General features: G+C 63.1%; 15 protein-coding genes. 7 read left to right on the top strand and 8 right to left on the bottom strand.

Going from position 1 to position 18,229, the window contains the following annotated elements:
- Positions 1-56 precede the first annotated feature (56 nt).
- From HU742_RS14800 to HU742_RS26905, 7 genes are all read left to right on the top strand, one after another.
- Positions 57-1,379 carry an MFS transporter gene (locus HU742_RS14800; protein ID WP_186644599.1) on the top strand — a complete coding sequence of 441 codons (1,323 nt, stop codon included), beginning with the start codon at positions 57-59 and terminating at the stop codon, positions 1,377-1,379.
- A 174-nt stretch (positions 1,380-1,553) separates the two neighbouring features.
- Positions 1,554-2,546, top strand: coding sequence for an AraD1 family protein (gene araD1 / locus HU742_RS14795; RefSeq protein WP_186644598.1), 993 nt, complete (start codon positions 1,554-1,556; stop codon positions 2,544-2,546).
- Between the two features lie 12 nt (positions 2,547-2,558).
- On the top strand, positions 2,559-4,139 hold the full coding sequence (locus HU742_RS14790; protein WP_186644596.1) for an aldehyde dehydrogenase (NADP(+)): 1,581 nt from the start codon (positions 2,559-2,561) through the stop codon (positions 4,137-4,139).
- 199 nt (positions 4,140-4,338) lie between these two features.
- Positions 4,339-4,635 (top strand): DUF5629 family protein, encoded by a 297-nt coding sequence (locus HU742_RS14785; RefSeq protein WP_186640160.1) that lies wholly within the window; start codon positions 4,339-4,341, stop codon positions 4,633-4,635.
- Positions 4,622-5,797 carry a lactonase family protein gene (locus tag HU742_RS14780; protein WP_186644594.1) on the top strand — a complete coding sequence of 392 codons (1,176 nt, stop codon included), beginning with the start codon at positions 4,622-4,624 and terminating at the stop codon, positions 5,795-5,797. The genes HU742_RS14785 and HU742_RS14780 overlap by 14 nt, the downstream gene beginning before the upstream one ends.
- Positions 5,798-5,953: 156 nt before the next feature.
- Complete coding sequence (locus HU742_RS14775) at positions 5,954-6,133, top strand: hypothetical protein (protein WP_018611529.1); 180 nt, start codon at positions 5,954-5,956, stop codon at positions 6,131-6,133.
- 169 nt (positions 6,134-6,302) lie between these two features.
- Entirely contained in the window at positions 6,303-6,428 is a 126-nt protein-coding gene (locus HU742_RS26905; protein ID WP_264082673.1) for a hypothetical protein, read from the top strand.
- Positions 6,429-6,590: 162 nt separating this feature from the next.
- Here HU742_RS26905 and HU742_RS14770 read toward each other — a convergent pair whose 3' ends face one another.
- The 8 genes from HU742_RS14770 to HU742_RS14735 all read right to left on the bottom strand — a co-directional run bounded on the left by HU742_RS14770 (position 6,591) and on the right by HU742_RS14735 (position 18,220).
- Positions 6,591-7,193 (bottom strand): glutathione S-transferase, encoded by a 603-nt coding sequence (locus HU742_RS14770; RefSeq protein WP_186644592.1) that lies wholly within the window; start codon positions 7,191-7,193, stop codon positions 6,591-6,593.
- Positions 7,190-10,831, bottom strand: a complete 3,642-nt coding sequence (locus tag HU742_RS14765; RefSeq protein ID WP_186644591.1) for an AAA family ATPase — start codon at positions 10,829-10,831, stop codon at positions 7,190-7,192. The genes HU742_RS14770 and HU742_RS14765 overlap by 4 nt, the downstream gene beginning before the upstream one ends.
- Complete coding sequence (locus tag HU742_RS14760) at positions 10,828-12,072, bottom strand: exonuclease SbcCD subunit D C-terminal domain-containing protein (RefSeq protein ID WP_186644590.1); 1,245 nt, start codon at positions 12,070-12,072, stop codon at positions 10,828-10,830. Before HU742_RS14760 ends, HU742_RS14765 begins: the two co-directional genes overlap by 4 nt.
- A 276-nt stretch (positions 12,073-12,348) precedes the next feature.
- Positions 12,349-13,986, bottom strand: coding sequence for a BatD family protein (locus tag HU742_RS14755; protein WP_186644589.1), 1,638 nt, complete (start codon positions 13,984-13,986; stop codon positions 12,349-12,351).
- Positions 13,983-15,716 carry a vWA domain-containing protein gene (locus HU742_RS14750; protein ID WP_186644588.1) on the bottom strand — a complete coding sequence of 578 codons (1,734 nt, stop codon included), beginning with the start codon at positions 15,714-15,716 and terminating at the stop codon, positions 13,983-13,985. The genes HU742_RS14755 and HU742_RS14750 overlap by 4 nt, the downstream gene beginning before the upstream one ends.
- The gene (locus HU742_RS14745) at positions 15,713-16,792 is read right to left on the bottom strand and encodes a vWA domain-containing protein (RefSeq protein ID WP_186640173.1); all 1,080 of its coding nucleotides are present in this window, start codon (positions 16,790-16,792) and stop codon (positions 15,713-15,715) included. The genes HU742_RS14750 and HU742_RS14745 overlap by 4 nt, the downstream gene beginning before the upstream one ends.
- Positions 16,785-17,279: a DUF4381 domain-containing protein gene (locus HU742_RS14740; protein WP_186644587.1), complete on the bottom strand. Its 495-nt coding sequence runs from the start codon at positions 17,277-17,279 to the stop codon at positions 16,785-16,787. The genes HU742_RS14745 and HU742_RS14740 overlap by 8 nt, the downstream gene beginning before the upstream one ends.
- Positions 17,276-18,220, bottom strand: coding sequence for a DUF58 domain-containing protein (locus HU742_RS14735; protein ID WP_186640175.1), 945 nt, complete (start codon positions 18,218-18,220; stop codon positions 17,276-17,278). Before HU742_RS14735 ends, HU742_RS14740 begins: the two co-directional genes overlap by 4 nt.
- Positions 18,221-18,229: the final 9 nt, after the last annotated feature.

Raw genomic sequence — 18,229 nt, 5'->3', positions numbered from 1 at the left:
AATCGCCAGAGAAATCCCCCGAGCTTCTATAACAACAACAATCGGAGACCGGTCCCATGAGCCAGGAATTGCGGCTTATTCGTCGCATCACGCTGAAACTGATTCCCTTCCTGATCCTGCTGTACCTGATCGCCTACGTGGACCGCTCTGCGGTGGGCTTTGCCAAGCTTCATATGGGCGCCGACCTCGGTATCGGCGATGCTGCCTACGGCCTGGGTGCCGGGCTGTTTTTCATTGGCTATTTCCTGCTGGAGATCCCCAGCAACCTGATGCTCGAACGCTTCGGTGCCCGACGCTGGTTCGCCCGGATCATGATCACCTGGGGCGCCATCACCATCGGCATGGCCTTCGTGCAAGGGCCGTACAGCTTCTATGTGATGCGCTTTTTGCTGGGCGCGGCCGAAGCCGGGTTCTTCCCGGGCGTGCTGTACTACATCACCCAATGGTTCCCGGTGCGCCATCGCGGCAAGATCCTCGGCCTGTTCATTCTGTCCCAACCCATCGCGATGATGATTACCGGCCCCGTGTCCGGTGGCTTGCTGGGCATGGACGGCATCCTCGGTCTGCATGGCTGGCAGTGGCTGTTCATCGTCATCGGCATGCCGGCGGTGCTGTTGACCTGGCCGGTGCTGCGTTATCTGCCGGACGGCCCGCACCAGGTCAAATGGATGGACCAGAGCGAAAAGGATTGGCTGACCGGTGAGCTGAAAAAGGACCTTGAAGAATACGGCCAGACCCGCCATGGCAATCCGCTGCATGCGCTTAAAGACAAGCGTGTGTTGCTGCTGGCGCTGTTCTATCTGCCGGTGACCCTGAGCATCTACGGCCTGGGCCTGTGGCTGCCGACGCTGATCAAGCAGTTCGGTGGCACGGACCTGGTGACCGGTTTCGTGTCCTCGGTGCCATACATCTTCGGCATTATCGGGTTGTTGATCATTCCACGCAGTTCCGACCGCTTGAACGATCGCTACGGCCACTTGGCGGTGTTGTATGTGCTGGGCGCCATCGGCCTGTTCCTCAGTGCCTGGCTGACGGTGCCGGTGCTGCAGCTGGCGGCGTTGTGCCTGGTGGCGTTCGCGCTGTTTTCCTGCACGGCGGTGTTCTGGACTTTGCCGGGGCGTTTCTTTGCCGGCGCCAGTGCGGCGGCGGGCATTGCACTTATCAACTCGGTGGGCAACCTGGGCGGTTACATCGGGCCGTTCGTGATCGGCGCGCTGAAGGAATACACCGGTAACCTGGCGTCGGGGCTGTATTTCCTGTCGGGTGTGATGGTGTTCGGCCTGGTGTTGACCGGCGTGGTGTATCGCCTGCTAGAGCGCAAGCACGTGTTGCCGGCCGATCAGTTCGCCGCCAGTGCCCGCGGGGCGACGCGTACCTGAACTTATTGCAATTGTGGAAGAGAGCTTTTGTTTGATCGTTCCCACGCTCTGCGTGGGAATGCCTCAAGGGACGCTCCGCGTCCAGTGACGCGGAGCGTCACGGGCTACATTCCCACGCAGAGCGTGGGAACGATCGATGCGTACAGTGTTGTGTTTGTTTAACAGGAGAACAGCATGCGTTTAGTTCAGTTCGAATTGAGTAACGGCGAGCGCCGTGTCGGCCTGGTCGACGGCGATCAGGTGCGCGAAGTGCAGGGCGCCGGTACTGTGCGGGAGCTGGCGCTGGCCGCCATCGAAGCGGGCTTGAAGCTTGAGCAGCAGGTCAATGGCCTGGGCCTGAGTGCCAGCCACGACTACGCGCAACTGCTCGCAGAGTTGCGCATCCTGCCGCCGCTGGATCACCCGGACCCGGCGCACCTGTTGGTCAGCGGCACCGGCCTGACCCATTTGGGCAGCGCCTCTGCCCGGGACAAGATGCATCAGCAGGCCGGTGACGAAAGCGCGATGACCGACACCATGCGAATTTTCAAATGGGGCGTGGAGGGCGGTAAACCCCAGGCCGGGCAGGCCGGCGTGCAACCGGAATGGTTCTACAAGGGCGACGGCAGTATCGTCGTCCGTCCGGGCCAGCCGTTCCCTCTGCCACCGTTCGCCGAAGACGCCGGCGAAGAACCGGAAATCAGCGGCCTGTACGTCATCGGTCTCGACGGCAAGCCTTATCGCCTGGGCTTTGCGGTGGGTAACGAATTCTCTGACCATGTGATGGAACGCAAGAATTATCTGTACCTGGCCCATTCGAAACTGCGCAGTTGCAGCTTTGGCCCGGAACTTCGCGTGGGTGAACTGCCTCAACATCTGTCCGGGACCAGTCGTATCCTGCGCAACGGCGAAGTGCTGTGGCAGAACGAATTCCTCAGCGGCGAGGCGAACATGTGCCACAGCCTCGAAAACCTGGAGTTCCATCACTTCAAGTACAGTCAGTTCCTGCGCCCGGGGGATGTGCACGTTCACTTCTTCGGCACCGCGACCCTGTCGTTCGCCGATGGCATCCGCACCCAGCCGGGGGATGTGTTCGAAATCAGCCAGGCTGAATTCGGCGCGCCGCTGGTCAATGGCATTGCCCCGGTAGACGCGGTGTTCAACCCAGGTACTATCGGCACACTTTAAAGGAGACTTGCGATGAACCAGATCCTTGGCCACAACTACATCGGCGGCGCACGCAGCGCGGCCGGCCAGACCCGCCTGCAAAGCGTCGACGCCAGCACCGGCGAGGCCTTGCCCCATGATTTCGTCCAGGCCACGGCTGAAGAAGTCGACGCTGCCGCCAAGGCCGCGGCGGCGGCTTATCCTGCTTATCGCAGCCTGAGCGCGGCGCGTCGGGCCGAGTTTCTCGACGCGATTGCCGATGAGCTGGATGCCTTGGGCGATGAGTTCGTCGCCGTGGTCTGTCGTGAAACTGCCTTGCCAGCCGCACGGATCCAGGGCGAACGCGGGCGCACCAGCGGGCAGATGCGCCTGTTTGCCAAAGTCTTGCGCCGTGGCGATTTCTACGGCGCGCGCATCGACAGCGCGTTGCCTGAGCGCACGCCGCTGCCGCGCCCGGACCTGCGCCAGTACCGCATCGGCCTCGGCCCGGTGGCGGTGTTCGGCGCCAGCAACTTCCCGCTGGCATTTTCCACCGCCGGTGGTGATACCGCAGCGGCGCTGGCCGCCGGTTGCCCGGTGGTGTTCAAGGCCCACAGCGGCCACATGGCCACGGCCGAACACGTGGCCGATGCGATCATTCGCGCAGCCGAAAAGACCTCGATGCCGGCCGGTGTGTTCAACATGATCTACGGCGGTGGTGTCGGCGAATGGCTGGTCAAGCATCCGGCGATCCAGGCCGTCGGCTTCACCGGTTCCCTCAAGGGCGGCCGTGCCCTATGCGACATGGCCGCCGCCCGGCCCCAGCCGATCCCGGTCTTCGCCGAGATGTCGAGCATCAACCCGGTGATCGTCTTGCCAAAAGCCTTGCAGGCCCGTGCCGACAGCGTTGCTCGCGACCTGACCGCCTCGGTGGTGCAGGGTTGCGGTCAGTTCTGCACCAACCCTGGGCTGGTGATCGGCATCCGTTCGCCTGAGTTCACCGCGTTCACCCAGCAGGTGGCGGCCCTGATCGGCGACCAGGCACCCCAAACCATGCTCAACGCCGGCACGCTGCAAAGTTACGGCAAGGGCCTGCAAAAGTTGTTGGCTCACTCGGGCATCGAGCACTTGGCCGGTCGCGAGCAGCAAGGCAACCAGGCCCAGCCGCAGTTGTTCAAGGCCGACGCCAGCTTGTTGATCAACGGTGACGAGGCGTTGCAGGAAGAAGTCTTCGGGCCGACCACGGTGTTTGTCGAAGTGGCGGACCAGGCGCAACTGACCGCCGCGCTGAACGGCCTGCACGGCCAACTCACCGCTACGATCATTGGCGAGCCGGCGGACTTCGAACAGTTCGGCGAACTGACGCCGCTGCTGGAACAGAAGGTCGGCCGCATCCTGCTCAACGGTTATCCAACCGGCGTCGAGGTCTGCGACTCGATGGTTCACGGCGGGCCTTATCCGGCGACATCCGATGCCCGTGGCACGTCGGTCGGCACCTTGGCGATCGATCGTTTCCTGCGTCCGGTGTGCTTCCAGAACTACCCCGACAGCCTGTTGCCGGAGCCGTTGAAGAACGCCAACCCGCTGGGCATCCAGCGGCTGGTGGATGGCGTACCGGGGCGCGCGGCGCTCTGAAGATCAGGCAGTCCATTGAGCTTTGATGGACTGCCTGATCCAGGCAGGCCCGCTCCCACACTTCGAATGCGTTCGGGTGTGGGGCGGGCCTGTTTGCGTTGGCGAATGTGCCGGTGGCAGGTTTTTCGAACCTTATGGGCCCAGGCCCGGTCCGACATTGGGTTATCATGCTGCCTTTCCCAATGACCGACTGATCGCCATGACTGCTTCCACCGACACCCTGCTGCACGCCCTCGAACACTGCGACATGCTGATCATTGACGGGCTGCACGCGTTCGATTTTTCCCTCGACGAGCAAGACCAGTTGCACGTTGAGTGCATGAACGGCCGCACCCTTGAGCACTGGCGTTTTACGCCCGCGCAGATGCAGGCCGCGACGTTTGACAAAGCCCTGAAGCATTGGATCATCACCAGCGACTCGGGCGACCATCACCTGGAATGCGTGGAAGCGACCAGCGGCCACGACGACGAGGACCAAGAAGATGAAGATGCGTAGTTTCTGGCCGTTGTTGATGGCCGGCAGCGTGGGCGCCATGGGCGTCCAGGCAGAAACCGCCGAACATTATCAACTGCTGGTCGGCTCCTACACGGCGGACCAGAGCCAAGGCATCTACCGCATGCAGTTCGACAGTCGCACCGGACAGCTCGACGCCAAGCCGCTGCAAGTGATCAAGACGGACAACCCTTCCTGGCTGACCCTTTCCAAGGACATGACCCGGTTGTTCGTGGTCAACGAAAACGGCCCGGGACAGAAGGATCCGGTGGGCAAGGTCAGCAGCTACGCCATCGACCCGAAGACCCATGAACTGAGCCTGATCAATCAGGTACAAAGCCTGGGCAACGAGCCAACCCATTCCAGTCTGAGCCACGATGGCCAGCATTTGCTGGTCAGCAATTATTCCGTGCTGGAAAACCCGGGCGGCACCCTGGTGGTGCTGCCGGTGGGGCCAGGCGGCAAGCTGGCGCCGGTGGTGCAGTCGGGCAGTCATCAGCCGAGCCGGGTCAATCCTGAGCGGCAGAAGTCCGGCCATGTGCATTCGGCGGTGCCTTCGCCAGACGGCAAGTACGTGTTTGCCAATGACCTGGGGGCGGACAAGGTCTTCGTCTACCGTTACGACCCCAAGGCCAATCCCGAGCTGCCGCTGACACCCGCCGACCCGGCATTCGTGCAGTTGCCGCCGGGCAGCGGGCCGCGCCACTTGTTGTTCAGCCGTGACGGCAAGCACGCCTGGCTGACCATGGAAATGACCGCCCAGGTCGCCGTGTTCGACTACGCCGATGGCCGCCTGACCCAGCGCCAGCTTGTTGATTTGGCGGCGGACAAGCCCCAGCCGGGCAGGGCAGCGGCGGCGCTGCATGCCTCCAAGGATGGCAAGTTTCTGTATGTCAGCAACCGCGGCACCACCAACGAACTTCTGGTATTGGCCATCGACCCGGCGACGGGCACGCTGAAGGAACTCCAGCGGCGCTCTGTCGAAGGCGATCATCCGCGAGAATTTAGCCTCGATCCGAGCGAAAAATTCGTCCTGGTGGCCAATCAGAAGAGCAACCAGATCGTGGTCATCGAGCGTGATCCAAAGACCGGTCTACTGGGAAAGACCGTGCAGAAGTTATCAATGGATGCGCCCAGCGATCTTGAATTCCTGGTCCGTCAATAGACCGAAGGCCCCGATTCCCGGGGCCTTCGCAGTTGTATCAACGAGACTGATAGTCGCTAGTATTACAAAGCATTTCAAGGCGAGACGCCTCGGCGCGTAAGTTTGCTTCACGGCCCCAACGGGCAAATCAGCTAACTGAATCCGAGGACTACCGCCATGAATCTGAATCTTTTCTCCGTGATCGCTGCTTCCGCCATTTCCGCTACCGTGGCCTTGCCAGCCAGTGCCAGCATCGAAATCAGCGACAAGAAAAACCGCACCCAGAGCTACACCGAGAAATACCTGCAACAGAGCGCCAACTTCTACGCGGCGCTGGACCACAAGACCCAACACTGACTCTCGCTGCAAATGAAGCCTGCGATCTTTTCATCTCCCTTAGCGTGCTAAAGAGAGAAAAGATCGCAGGCTTCGTGCGTCTGGGTAAAAACCCTATTGTGATATCACTTGGCCATGTGGTTAAATTTGACGCTAGTTAATTGACTCCTTACCAATAAGGATCGACACCATGGCGATGCGTCTTGCAGTGATGTTGCTGTTTCTCTATTCCACGCCGATTGTCTCGGCAGCCCAGCCAATTCCCGGCGAAATGGAAGTGGCTCGCGAGCGGTTGTTGAATTTGGTGAGAGACTGATCGGGTCGCGCGGCTTGAACATCATCATCGCTTTTGTGGCGAGGGAGCTTGCTCCCGCTGGACTGCGCAGCAGGCCTATTCGGTCTACAACCAAGGCGTCTGCTGCGCAGCCGAGCGGGAGCAAGCTCCCTCGCCACAAAAGCGCGCTCGCAAGACCAACAGCTACTTGGCCATGATCGCTACGAACAGCTCGGAATCGAGCAGGCCCTGCACCCACTTCTGGAGCCGGGGGTAGGGCGCCAGGGAATACCAGTCGCGATCGACATGGGCAAATTGGCGGACGAATGGCAGTAGCGCTACATCCGCCAGGCTCAGGTGGCCCGCAACCAGGAAGGGTCGGGTTTCCAGCAGTCCTTCCAGCTTGCGCAGAAAAACTTCCCCCTCGCTCCGATAATGCGCTGCCGGATGTTCAGGATGCCGCTCCGGGTATTTGTAGCGATTCAAGTGGAGCTTGAAGACCTGATCGTTTTCCTCGATCAACGCCGCCGTCAACGCCTGGCCCTGGGCATCGTCCCGCAGTTTCCAATCCTGCGGATCGTGCAGGGCCAAGGCCCAGTGCATGATCTCCAGGCTTTCATCGATCACCCGACCATCGACCTGCAGCACCGGCACCGTGCCTTTGCTCGAGAGTGCGAGCATTTCGGCCGGCTTGGCCTTGAGACTGACTTCGACAATAGCCACATCGATCGCGCTGTAGCGCAGCGCCATCCGCGCTCGCATGGCATACGGGCAACGACGGAAGGAATACAGCGTGGCGCGGCTCATTTCACTTCCACCGTGCTCAAACCGTTGCCTTGGCGACGGACCTGGATCTGCACCGGGATCCGCTCGTGCATTTCCTGCACGTGGGAAATGACCGCGACTTTGCGGCCTTGGGCCTGCAAGCCGTCGAGGGCGTCCATCGCCAGTTGCAGCGACTCGGGGTCGAGGCTGCCGAAGCCTTCGTCGATGAACAGCGATTCGATCTTCAGCGTGCTGGATGCCATCGAGGCCAGGCCCAGGGCGAGGGCGAGGGAGACCAGGAAGGTTTCGCCGCCGGATAACGAATGCACCGAGCGCAGCTCATCACCCATTTCCGTGTCCATCACCAGCAGGCCAAGCATGCTGCCTCCGCGCTTGAGGCGATAGCGGCGCACCAGTTGGCGCAACTGGGCGTTGGCGTGGTGCACCAGCAAATCGAGGTTGTACGCCTGGGCCAGTTTGCGGAAACGGTCGCCAGTGGCCGAGCCGATCAAGGCGTCCAGGCGTGCCCAGCGCTGGTACTCGGTATAAGCCTGCTCGATCTGTTGGGCCAGTGCCTGGTTGGCATTTTGTCGGCGTTGGTCCTCGGCCTGCTGGGCACGCAACTCGGCGCACTGTTGTTCGCTGACTGCAAATTGATCCTGAAGCACGGACAGGGCATCGGCCAATTCTTCCGATGGCAGGTGGCCGTTGTGTTGGGCCTGGTGATTTTGCAGGCGCTGCTCGCGCTCGGTCAGCAGGACGCGGGCCTGTTCGATGGCTTTTTCGTTGTTGAGCAGGCGTTGCCGCAGTTGGCTGACCTGTTGCTCGTCGAGGCCCAGCAGGCCATCGAGCGCCGCGTCGTCCAGTTCAGGGTGAGAGGCGCGCCATTGCGCAATGCCAGCGGCCAGCGTCTGTTGTTCGGCCTCCAAACCATGGGCCTGTTCATGACGGGCCTGGAGTTCGGCAGCCAGTTGGACAAGGCTGTTGCGCAGATCCTGCAGTTGCTGATGGGCTGTTGCCTCGGCATTGCGGGCCTGTTCCTGGGCCAGATCGAGCTGTTGCTGCCATTGTTCGGCACTGGCATGTTCGCCTAGCAGGTGCGCGAGTTTCTGCTGGCAGGATTGATGTTGCTCATTCAGCGCATGGAATTGCTGTTGCGCCGATTCCAGTTGCTGTACGCGGGTCTGCTGGCGGTCCTGTTCTTTCTCCAGGGTTTGCTGACGCTGAAGCTGTTCGCTGAGTTCCTCGCGTTGCTGTTCCAGTTGCGCCAGGCGCTGGCTGATCCGCTGGTCAAGTTGCATGAACGTTGCCGCGGGGTCGCTGCGCAGAGCCTGTAGCGTGGCGGACGGCAACAGCGTGCTGAAATGCTCCAGCTCTTCATCCAGGCGCTGGCGATCCCGGGCCAGCTCCTGTTGCTGGTTGTTCAGATGCTGTGACGCCTGCTGGCTCGCCGTTTCGGCATCACGCAGTTGTTGCGACAGGCGCGCGGCGTCTTGTTGCAGGGTGAGCAGGGCAGCCTGGCGCTGTTCGTCCTGGCTGATGCGTTGGGTCAACTGGCTGTTTTGCTGGGCCAGCCAGGCGTCACGCTTGTCCGAATCCTGGGCCAGCAACGGCTCCGCCAGTGGATGGGCTTCGAGACTTGGCGCGAGGCTTTGTTGTTGGGCCGCGAGTTGTTCCTGTTGCTGCTTGAATTCCTTGAGCTGGGCGATGACTCCGCTGTATTGCGCCCGCAGATCAATGACTTTTTCATTGAGCAGGTCGACGGCCTTGCGCGCGTTGGCCTCTTCGCTTTCATCGAATCGTCCAAGGCTTTGCAGCAGCGCTTCGGGTTGATGGTAAGGATGTTCAACACTGCCACACACCGGGCAGGGCTGGTTGTCCTGCAACTGTTCGCGCAGTTGCTCGACGCTTTCGCTGCGAGCCAGGCGCTGGCGCTCCAGTAGCTCACGGGTCACGGCCAGGGTCTGTTCGGCGACGGTCAGCTCGGCCTTGGCTTCGCCACCTTCACGTACCAGTCGGTCGCGCTCCTGCAAGGCTTGTTGCTGGCGCTGCTCCAATTGCGCGCTGCGGCTGTTCAGTTCCTGTTGACTGGCCCATAGCCGGCTCAATTCTTCGAACGCCCGCAGTTGCTTGCGATTGTCTTGCAGCAGGTTGGCCAGCAACTGGATCTGCTCGGCGACCGCTTGCGGTTCGGCACCGGCCTCCTTGTAGAGCACGTCGAGATTCTGCCGACGGGCCGCGAGATCATCGGCGGCGCGAGTCGCGTTCTGTTCCAGTAGGGCGAGTTCGTCCTGGCCCTTGTTCAACCGATTGCCGATCAACATCAGTTGTTGGAGGCGATCACGATAGGCACTCCAGGCATCGCCCAGTGGTGCAAGATCGACGCTTTGCTCCAGTTCGCCGGCAATCCGTTGCAGGCGCTCGCTGACGTGCCGTTGCTGTTCGAGCAACGTGTCGATGGTGCGTTGACCATCGCTGCAAGCCTGTTGGGCCTGTTGCAACTGCTCGGCGCCTTGACCGACTTCCCTGGCCAGGCGAGCGAGGTTGCTTTGTTCATCGAACGCCTGGCGCAGCAGCGGCGCGTTATCGTTGCTCTGCTGGCGGGCGGCAGCCAGCGCCAACTGCGCCACGCCCAGGCCCTTTTCCAGTTCGGTCTGTTGTTCATGCAGCTCGACCTGCTGCTGGGTCAGTTGCAGGATTCTGACGGCCAGCGGTTCAAGTTGCCGGGTCAACTCAGCCTGGCGGATGAATTGATGGCGCTGGGGCGCCAATTGCTCAAGGCGTGCCAGTTTCAGGCGTTCATCCGCCAGCGCGGTCCAATCGACCTGGGCCTGTTGCAACTGCTCGGCGGCGCTGGCCTGTTCATCCTGCAATTGGCGCAGGTCCTTGAGCCAAGTGTGCTGCTGTTCCAGTTGCTTGAGCTGCGCCTGCTGGGCCTTGAGCAATTGCTGGGCTTGGTTGAAGCGCTGGTCCAGTTCGGCCCGGGCTTCGGGGGACAGCGGCGTGACGCCGGTGGCCTGGTCCTGTAGCAGCTTGTGGGTTTCCTTGGCTTGCTTGGCCTTGTCGAAGGCGCGGCGACCGAGGCGCGTATAGAGGGCAGTGTCGGTAAGCTTTTCCAGCAACTCGCTGCGGTCGTTGTCGTCAGCCTTGAGAAAGGCGCTGAACTCGCTCTGGGCCAGCAGCACGGCACGGGTGAACTGCTCGAAGTTCAAACCGAGGGCGGCTTCGAGCTGGGTCTTGTATTCACCTTTCTGGCTGGCCAGCAGTTGATCGTTGTCCAGGTCGCGAAGGCTCTGGCGGCTGGCTTGTAGCTTGCCGGCGGCTTTTTCCCGAGCGCGATTGGCTTCCCAGCGAGCGCGGTAGCGGCGGCCGTCGACGCCGCGAAAATCCACTTCGGCGTAACCATCGCCCGTACCCCGGCGCAACAGCGTGCGTGGGTCACCCGTGGCGATTTCGCCGTCGGCGTCCGGCACCTTGGCGTCGCGACCGGTGTTGTTGAGGCGTGGCACCGCGCCGAACAAGGCCAGGCACAAGGCGTCGAGCAGGGTGCTTTTCCCGGCACCCGTGGGGCCGGTGATGGCGAACAGGCCAGCGCTGGCCAATGGCTCGGCGGTGAAGTCGATTTCGAAAGGGCCGGCCAGGGAGGCGAGGTTCTTGAGGCGGATCGCGAGAATCTTCATGGCTGCTCGCTCTCCATCTGCACGTCCTGCAATAGCAGGGCGAAGTCCCTGAGGGTCTGCTCGTCGACTTCATTGCCGTAGGTGTCCTGCCAGGCGCGGCTGAACAGTTCCTGCGGGCTGAGTTGGTCCAGTTCCACCAGTGCGCTGCCGTCATCGGCACCGCCGGCACCACCGTTGCCGGCATACTCGGCGGCGATTCGCACCAGGCGTACGGCTTTACCTTGCAGGGCGGTTTCCACCTGATGGCGCAAGTCCGGCTGCGGTTCGTCCAGGCGCACTCGTACTTCCAGCCAGGGTTGGCGCTGGACATCGGCCAACAGGTCGATGTCCGGCAGCTCCTTCAGTTGCACCAGCAGATCGGCCAGTGGCCCTGGCCCCAGGCGTTGCAGGTTGACAGCCCGGGGAATCAGCCGGGGTTCGACGTTTACCAGGGTTTCGCCATCCAGGGTGACGTCGAGAATCTGGTGCTGGTAGCCGATCTCGGAAAACGACAGCGGAATCGGCGAGCCGCTGTAGCGGATGCGTTCTTCGCCATTGACCTTCTGTGGCTTGTGCAAGTGACCGAGGGCGACGTAGCTGATGCTCGGGCCGAACAGGCTGGCCGGCAAGGCCTCGGCGTTGCCGATGATCAGGCTGCGCTCGGAGTCCTCGGACACCGAGCCGCCGGCCATGTGCGCGTGGCTGACAGCGATCAGCGCTTGTCCTTTCTTGCGTTTGCTGTTGGCGGCGGCGATCAGCCATTCGTGCACCTGGCCGATGCCCCGCAAATAGTCGTCGCCCAGTTGTGCGCCGGTGACCTCGGCGGGGCGCAGGAATGGCAAGGCCAGGCACCAGGCCTTGACCTTGCCCTTGGCATCCGGCAACGGCAGCAACAGACGCTCGACGTCGAGCTGCCCATCGTCCAGCCACAACACCCGGCCCAATGCGTGGGTGCGCAGGCGACGCATCAACGGCGCCGGCAATTCGATGCGCGAGCCGGAGTCGTGGTTGCCGGCGATCATGACGATGGTGAGGTTGGCATTTTGTTCGTGGGCGCTGACGATAAAGTCGTACAGGCGCTCCTGGGCTTTGACCGGTGGGTTGACCGTGTCGAAGATGTCCCCGGCGATCAGCAGCGCGTCGGGCTTTTCGTTGGCCAGCTGACGCAGCAGCCATTCGAGGAAACAGGCGTGTTCGAAGTCGCGATCCTGGCCGTGGAGGTTTTGCCCAAGGTGCCAATCGGAGGTGTGAAACAGACGCAAGGCAGACTCCAGAAAACAGAGGATGGCCGCGGGAAGAGAGGCGGCGCAAAAATGCAGAGTTTACTGGGAAATGGCGTTGGGGACTTGGTCAACTTCCCTGGATCTGCTGCAGCGCGATCCTGTGGCGAGGGAGCTTGCTCCCGCTGGGCTGCGCAGCGGCCCCAACTAGCCAGTCGCAACCTTTCCGATACACCGAGGCGCCTGGCTTTGGGCGCGCTGCGCGCGCCAGCGGGAGCAAGCTCCCTCGCCACAAAAGATCGGCGCCGTTCGCGAGGGTCATTTGGGATAGAGCGGCGGCAGGCTCGAATCGCTGGTCGAATCTTGTGCGCCCTCAAGAGGCGGGATGGTCCGAATCGCACGCCACAGGTCTTCGCCTTGCCAGTGCTGGCCGGTTTCGCTGTAGAGGGCGCCGTTCAAGCCGTCGAGGGCGTCGGACAGCGGCACGAAACGCGCCGCCATGTCGGCCAGGGTTTCCGGTTGCTGGCGGGCCCAGGCGTCCAGCGCCTGGCGGGTGGCGTGGGGGTCGTTGGCCAGGCAGGCACGCTTGAGGTCGTCCAGCAGGGTGCGTGGGCTCGGTCCGGCCTGGGCCGAGCGCAGGATCGCCGGTTGCCAGCGGGCTCGCCACCACAGGCCGAACCCGAGCAGTGTGGTACAGGTCAGGATGAGCGTGCTCAGTTGCCAATACCACAGCGTCTCGCTGTCCACGGTCGTGACGATTTGAGCGGGGCCCGCCGGTGTATCCACCATCAGGCTCGGATTGTTCGCCACTTGCAGGGTTCGCGCGGGCAGGCTGGTACGGTCCAGGTGATCTTCCAGGGTATTCCACCAGACCACTTCCACCGGTGGCAGCTCGATGGTACCGCTGCGGTTGGGCACCAGCGCCTCGCGATCTTCACGACTGCCCACAAGGCCGCGTTCGCTGCTGCGACTGCTCAGCACCGGCTGGTCGGGATAACGTCGCAGGCCGTTGATCTCGGTCGCGGGCAACGGAGGCAGTTGGGCGCTGGTCAAGCCTTCGGCCTCCAGCGTCAGGCTGCGGGTCAGTGAGTCGCCGACCTGGCTGTGGGTCGGTTCCGGGCTCCAACTTTCGCTCAAGGACAGGCTGCGGGCCGGCAGCCACGGCAGATCGGCCGGGTAGCTGGCGGGCTTGGGCATGACGGTCAATGGCAATGGCGTGGAGCTGACGCGCATCAACTGGCCAGGTTTGGCGCCCGGCGTTGCCGTGTCCTGGGCGGTTGGCTCGACCAGCGTGGCGCTGAAGGTCTGGACAGGGATCGTCAGTTCGCCGCTGCGCTGCGGGTATATGCCGTAACGCAGTTCGATCACGCCGTGGCGAACGTCGTTGATGACCTTCTCGTAAGTACGCGATTCGCCCAGTTGCTCGGTGCGTGCGTCAGGAATGTGCAACGGTGTCAGGCTGCTGTCGTCGTACAGCGACACCGAGTGGTAGATGCGCAGCGTAAGGATCGCCTGGGCCTGCACATACACCTGGGCCTGGTCGAGGTTGGCCTCGATAAAGACGGGCGCGAGGGTGCCGGAGGCGTTGCGGGTTTCGCTTTCGATCACCTGCAACGTGATCGGCTGGCTGGTCGTTTCGCCCAATTGCAGGGCCGGTATCACCACGGTGCCGCTCTGGCGCGGGAGCAGGGTCACGATCCAGCGGGTGGTGGCGCGATTCTCGCCGTCGAGGGTGGTCAACTGGTTGACCTGGCGGGTGCCTCGCACATCGAACAGCGCTTGCAGTGGGCTCAGGTCGGGTTTACCGAACAGCGTGGCGTCGTTGGATTCGAGCGTCAACTCAACGGTCTCCCCGGAATTCAGGCGACTGCGGTCCACGCTGGCGGTGAGCTGTGCGGCTTGGGAGCCGGCAGCCCAGAGCAGCAATAGAAGCAGATAGACGGTGCAGCGGCTCATTGGTGTTTTTCCTGGGCCTGGTGGCTTTGCTGTTCATACCAGAATTTTCGCCTGAGCAGTTCCCCCGGGTTATCCGGGATCTGGCGCAGCCATTGTTCCAGTGCCTGGCGCTGTTCTTCTTCATTGCGCTGGCCCGCGGCCGGACGCAGTGGCGGGGTGGTGGTCTGCTCGTCCGGCAATTCGCTGCCGGGAACATCCTGGGCGCCGGGCGGCGGTGCCTGGGATGCCTGGGATTCGTCGGGCGTCGCGCTGGCGTCGGAAGACGGCTGGCCCGGCTCTGAAGACTGGGCTGAAGCATTGGTATCCGGCGGTTGCACGGCGGGGTCCGGTTCCTCGCGTTCGGCAGGCTTGGGCGTATCCGGCGGCGGTGCCTGCTCTTTCAACAAACTTTCCACCAGGGCTTTGTTGGTCTGCGCCGGGCGCAGGTCCGGTTGCAGCTCCAAGGCTTGTTCATAGGCATCGATGGCGGCTTCCAGCTCGCCGCTCCTGGCCAAGGCGTTGCCGCGATTGTAATGAGCCCGGGCATCGTTGCCTTCGGCAAACCGTCGGGCGGCTTCGCTGTATGCACCGGCTTCGTACAAGGCAACCCCTTGCCATTGGCTGTCCTCGAAATGGGCGGCCGCCTCGGCGGGGCGTTTTTGCTTGAGCAAATGCTGTCCCTGTTGATCGGCGCGCAACCACAAGTCCTGGAATTCGAAGGCATGGCCGGTTTGCGGAAAGGCGAACAGCAGCGGCAGGCAGAACAGCCAACCACGCCGCCCGGCGCAAGCGGCCAGCAATAACAGTGGCAGAAGCAGCCAATAGCCTTGGTCCGCCCAGGTATCCAGGCGCAGTTTCTGACCATCGCTGCGCAGACGGCTTGGGCCGTCCAGCAGCCCCAGGCCGCGCAGGTCGCCGTCATCCAGGCGTGCCGGCCGGTAGCGGCCGTCCAGTTCATTGATGAAGGACTTGAGGCTCGGGCTGTCGAGGCGCGGGACCAGGATGGCGCCCTGTGCGTCCTTGAGGTAACTGCCATCGTCCTGGGCCACCGGCGCGCCTTCGCGGGTACCGATGCCGAGCATCAGCAAGCGCGTCGCGGAACCGTCCAGAACCTGCCGGATGCCTAGGCGTTCCTGCTCGTTCAGCGACGACCCTATCAGCAGGATCCGGCCATGACCGAGCCCGGCCTGATCGAGCAAGGCCATGGCTTTGATGACGGCCAAGTCGGCGCGGTGGCCGTTTTGCGGCATGATCGACGGCGTCAGGGCCTCGAGCAGGTTGGTGCTGGTGGCCAGGTCGTCGGACAGCGGCACCAGGGTGTGGGCGCTGCCGGCGTAAACGATGATCGCGGTCTGCGAGTCACTGCGATTTTGCAGCACGTCCAACACTTTGCGCCGGGCCTGCTCCAGGCGCGTGGGCGGGACGTCGTTGGCGAGCATTTCCGGGCTCAGTTCCAGGATCACAACCAGAGGATCGGCGGGTTTCTGGCTGGTCTGTTCGACCCGCGTCCAGCTTGGGCCGAGCAAGGCCAGCACCATCAGCAGCCAGCCCAGGCCCAGGGCAATCCAGGGCAGTCGGCTTTCACGGCCGCTGCCACCGCTGAGCAGCACCGCATGGAACGCCGGGGGCAGGATCATCTGCCAGCGGCCCACGCGTTTCTGCCGGTGCCACAGTTGCCAGAGCAGCCAACCCAACAGAGGCAGCAGCAGGATGAAACCAGGGCGCAGCCAATGCGGCCAGAGCGCGATCATCGGCGCCTCCGCAGTCGCAGGCGCTTGAGCCGCTTGCGCCATTCAGAGGATTGCGATGGCTGAAACAGCGGCTGGGTGAACAGCCGCTGCAACGGGTTGTCCGGCCAGCGTTCCCTAGCCACCAGCAACATGCTCAACAACAGCGCAACGGCCAGCGGCCACTGATAGAGCGCCAGGGACGGGCGCGCCTGGGTCGGTTGCTGCGCCACCGGTTCGAGTTGGTCGAGCGTGGTCTTGATCGCCAGCAACTGCTCACCATCCTGGGCTCGAAAATATTGACCGCCGGTGACTTGGGCGATGTCCCTGAGTGTCGCTTCGTCGAGATCCAGGCTCGGGTTGACGCCCAGGAAGCCGGCCGTGCCCGTTTGCTCCGGATCGGCGCCCACGCCGATGGTGTAGATTTTCACGCTTTCATCGGCGGCCAGTCGGGCGGCGGTCAGCGGATCGATCTCGCCACCGTTGTTGGCGCCATCGGTGACCAGGATCAGCACGCGGCTGTGGGCCGGACGTTGGCGCAGGCGTTTGAGTGCCAGGCCAATGGCATCGCCGATGGCGGTGTTCTTGCCGGCGATGCCCACCCGCGCCTCGTCGAGCCAGCGGCGCACGGTGTGACGGTCAAAGGTCAACGGGGCTTGCAGATAAGCCTGGCTGCCGAACAGGATCAGGCCGACCCGGTCGCCTTCGCGACTTTCGAGAAAGTCCCCGAGCATGTGCTGGACCAGCGCCAGGCGACTGACTTCCTCGTCCTTCCATTGCATGTCGGGGAAATCCATCGATCCTGACACGTCCACCGCCACCAAGAGGTCGCGGCCGCTGGCGGCGATCGGCAGAGGGTCGCCCAGCCATTGCGGGCGGGCGGCGGCGATCAGCAGCAGAAGCCACAGCAGGATGAAGGGCGCCTGCTGGCGCCAGGTGGGCAGGTTGGCCCGGGCCCGGCGCCCAACCAAGCCTTCGAGGTCTTCCAGGAAGCTGACCTTGAGGGCTGGCTCACCGCTGTCCGCCGCCGGCAGTACCAGGCGCATCAGCCAGGGCAATGGCAACAGGGCGAAGATCCACGGCCAGGCGAATTCAAACATGCTTGCGAATCCATATCTCGACCGCCTGGGTCAGGCCGGCGATGGCTTTGTCATCGAGCTTGCATTCAGGCTTGTAGGCGCCTTCGACCAGGATCATCCAGCGAGTCAGGCCGGCGGCCGGGCAGCGGTTATCGAGGAAGGCCAGCCATTTGCGTCCATTGAGGGTGTGGCTCTGGCTGTAGGGATAGTGATTGCGACACAGGCGCTTGAGCAACGCATTGAGTTGCTGCAGCCAGGCCCCGGCGGGTGCGCCGTCGTAGGGTTTGGGCAACAGGGCGAGTTCGGCCAGCGCCGCGAGGCGTACCGGGTCCAGCGGTTGCTCGGTGCGCGAATCGCTGCGCCTGGCGGGAATGAACCGGCGCAACTGCCACAGGCCCAGGCCCAGCAGTGGCATCAGCACCAGCAGCAACCACCAGCCTGGCGCGGGCGGCCAGAAGCCAATCGGGGGCGGGACCATGAGCGGCTGCAGTTGATCAAGGCTGCTCATCGGGTTTTCCCTGGCCGCTTGGGGTTCAGGTACTCGCGCAGTTGTTCGACCATGTCGCCTTGGGTGCTCAACGGCAGCAACAGGATTCGCAGCTTCTGCGCCAGCAACTCCCAGCGCTCCAGCCGCGCCTCGGCCTGGGCGCGATAGGTCTGGCGCAATTCGAAATTCAGTGTGTCGAGCTCCAGCTGCTCGCCGCGTTGGGCAAACCGAAGCAGCCCCGCGGCGGGCAGAGCGTGGTCCAGCGGGTCGGACAACGGCAGCAGCAACAGGTCGCAATGGCGCGATAGCAGGCTCAATTGCTGCTCGGCACTGTCGGACAGGGCGCGTTCGTCGCAAATCACGATCACCAGGCTACCGGGGCGCAGCACCTCCCGGGCTCGGCGCAAGGCGATTCCGAACGAGTCGCGGTCCGACTCACCTTCGGTGTTCAGCGATTGATTGACGCGCACCAGGCGATTGAGCAATTGCAGCAGGCTCTGCTTGCTGCGCCGGGGCTTGACTTCGTAATGGGTGTTATTGCCGAACACCAGCCCGCCCACCCGGTCGTTGTGCCCCAGCGCGGCCCAACCGATCAGGCTGGCGGCCTGGGCGGCCAGCACCGATTTGAACACCTGCCCGGAGCCGAAGAACAGGCGATGGCTTTGCTCGATCATGATGAAGATCGGTCGCTCCCGTTCTTCGTGGAACAGCTTGGTATGAGGCTCCTGGGTCCGCGCGGTGACGCGCCAGTCGATGGTCCGCACATCGTCGCCAGCCTGATAGACCCGCACCTGGTCGAAATCCACCCCGCGTCCACGCAGCTTGGAGTGGTGCAGCCCGATCAGCGGGCTGCGCTGGCCCGGGGTGGAGAACAATTGCACCTCGCGCACGCGGTGGCGCATCTCGATCAGCTCCGAAAGGCTGACGCGGATGCCCGGGACGGGCGCCAGTGGGTCATTCATTGCCAATAC

Origin of the sequence: Pseudomonas marvdashtae (assembly GCF_014268655.2) — a bacterium.
GTDB classification, from domain to species: domain Bacteria; phylum Pseudomonadota; class Gammaproteobacteria; order Pseudomonadales; family Pseudomonadaceae; genus Aquipseudomonas; species Aquipseudomonas marvdashtae.
This window is presented reverse-complemented; position numbering and strand designations above follow the sequence as displayed.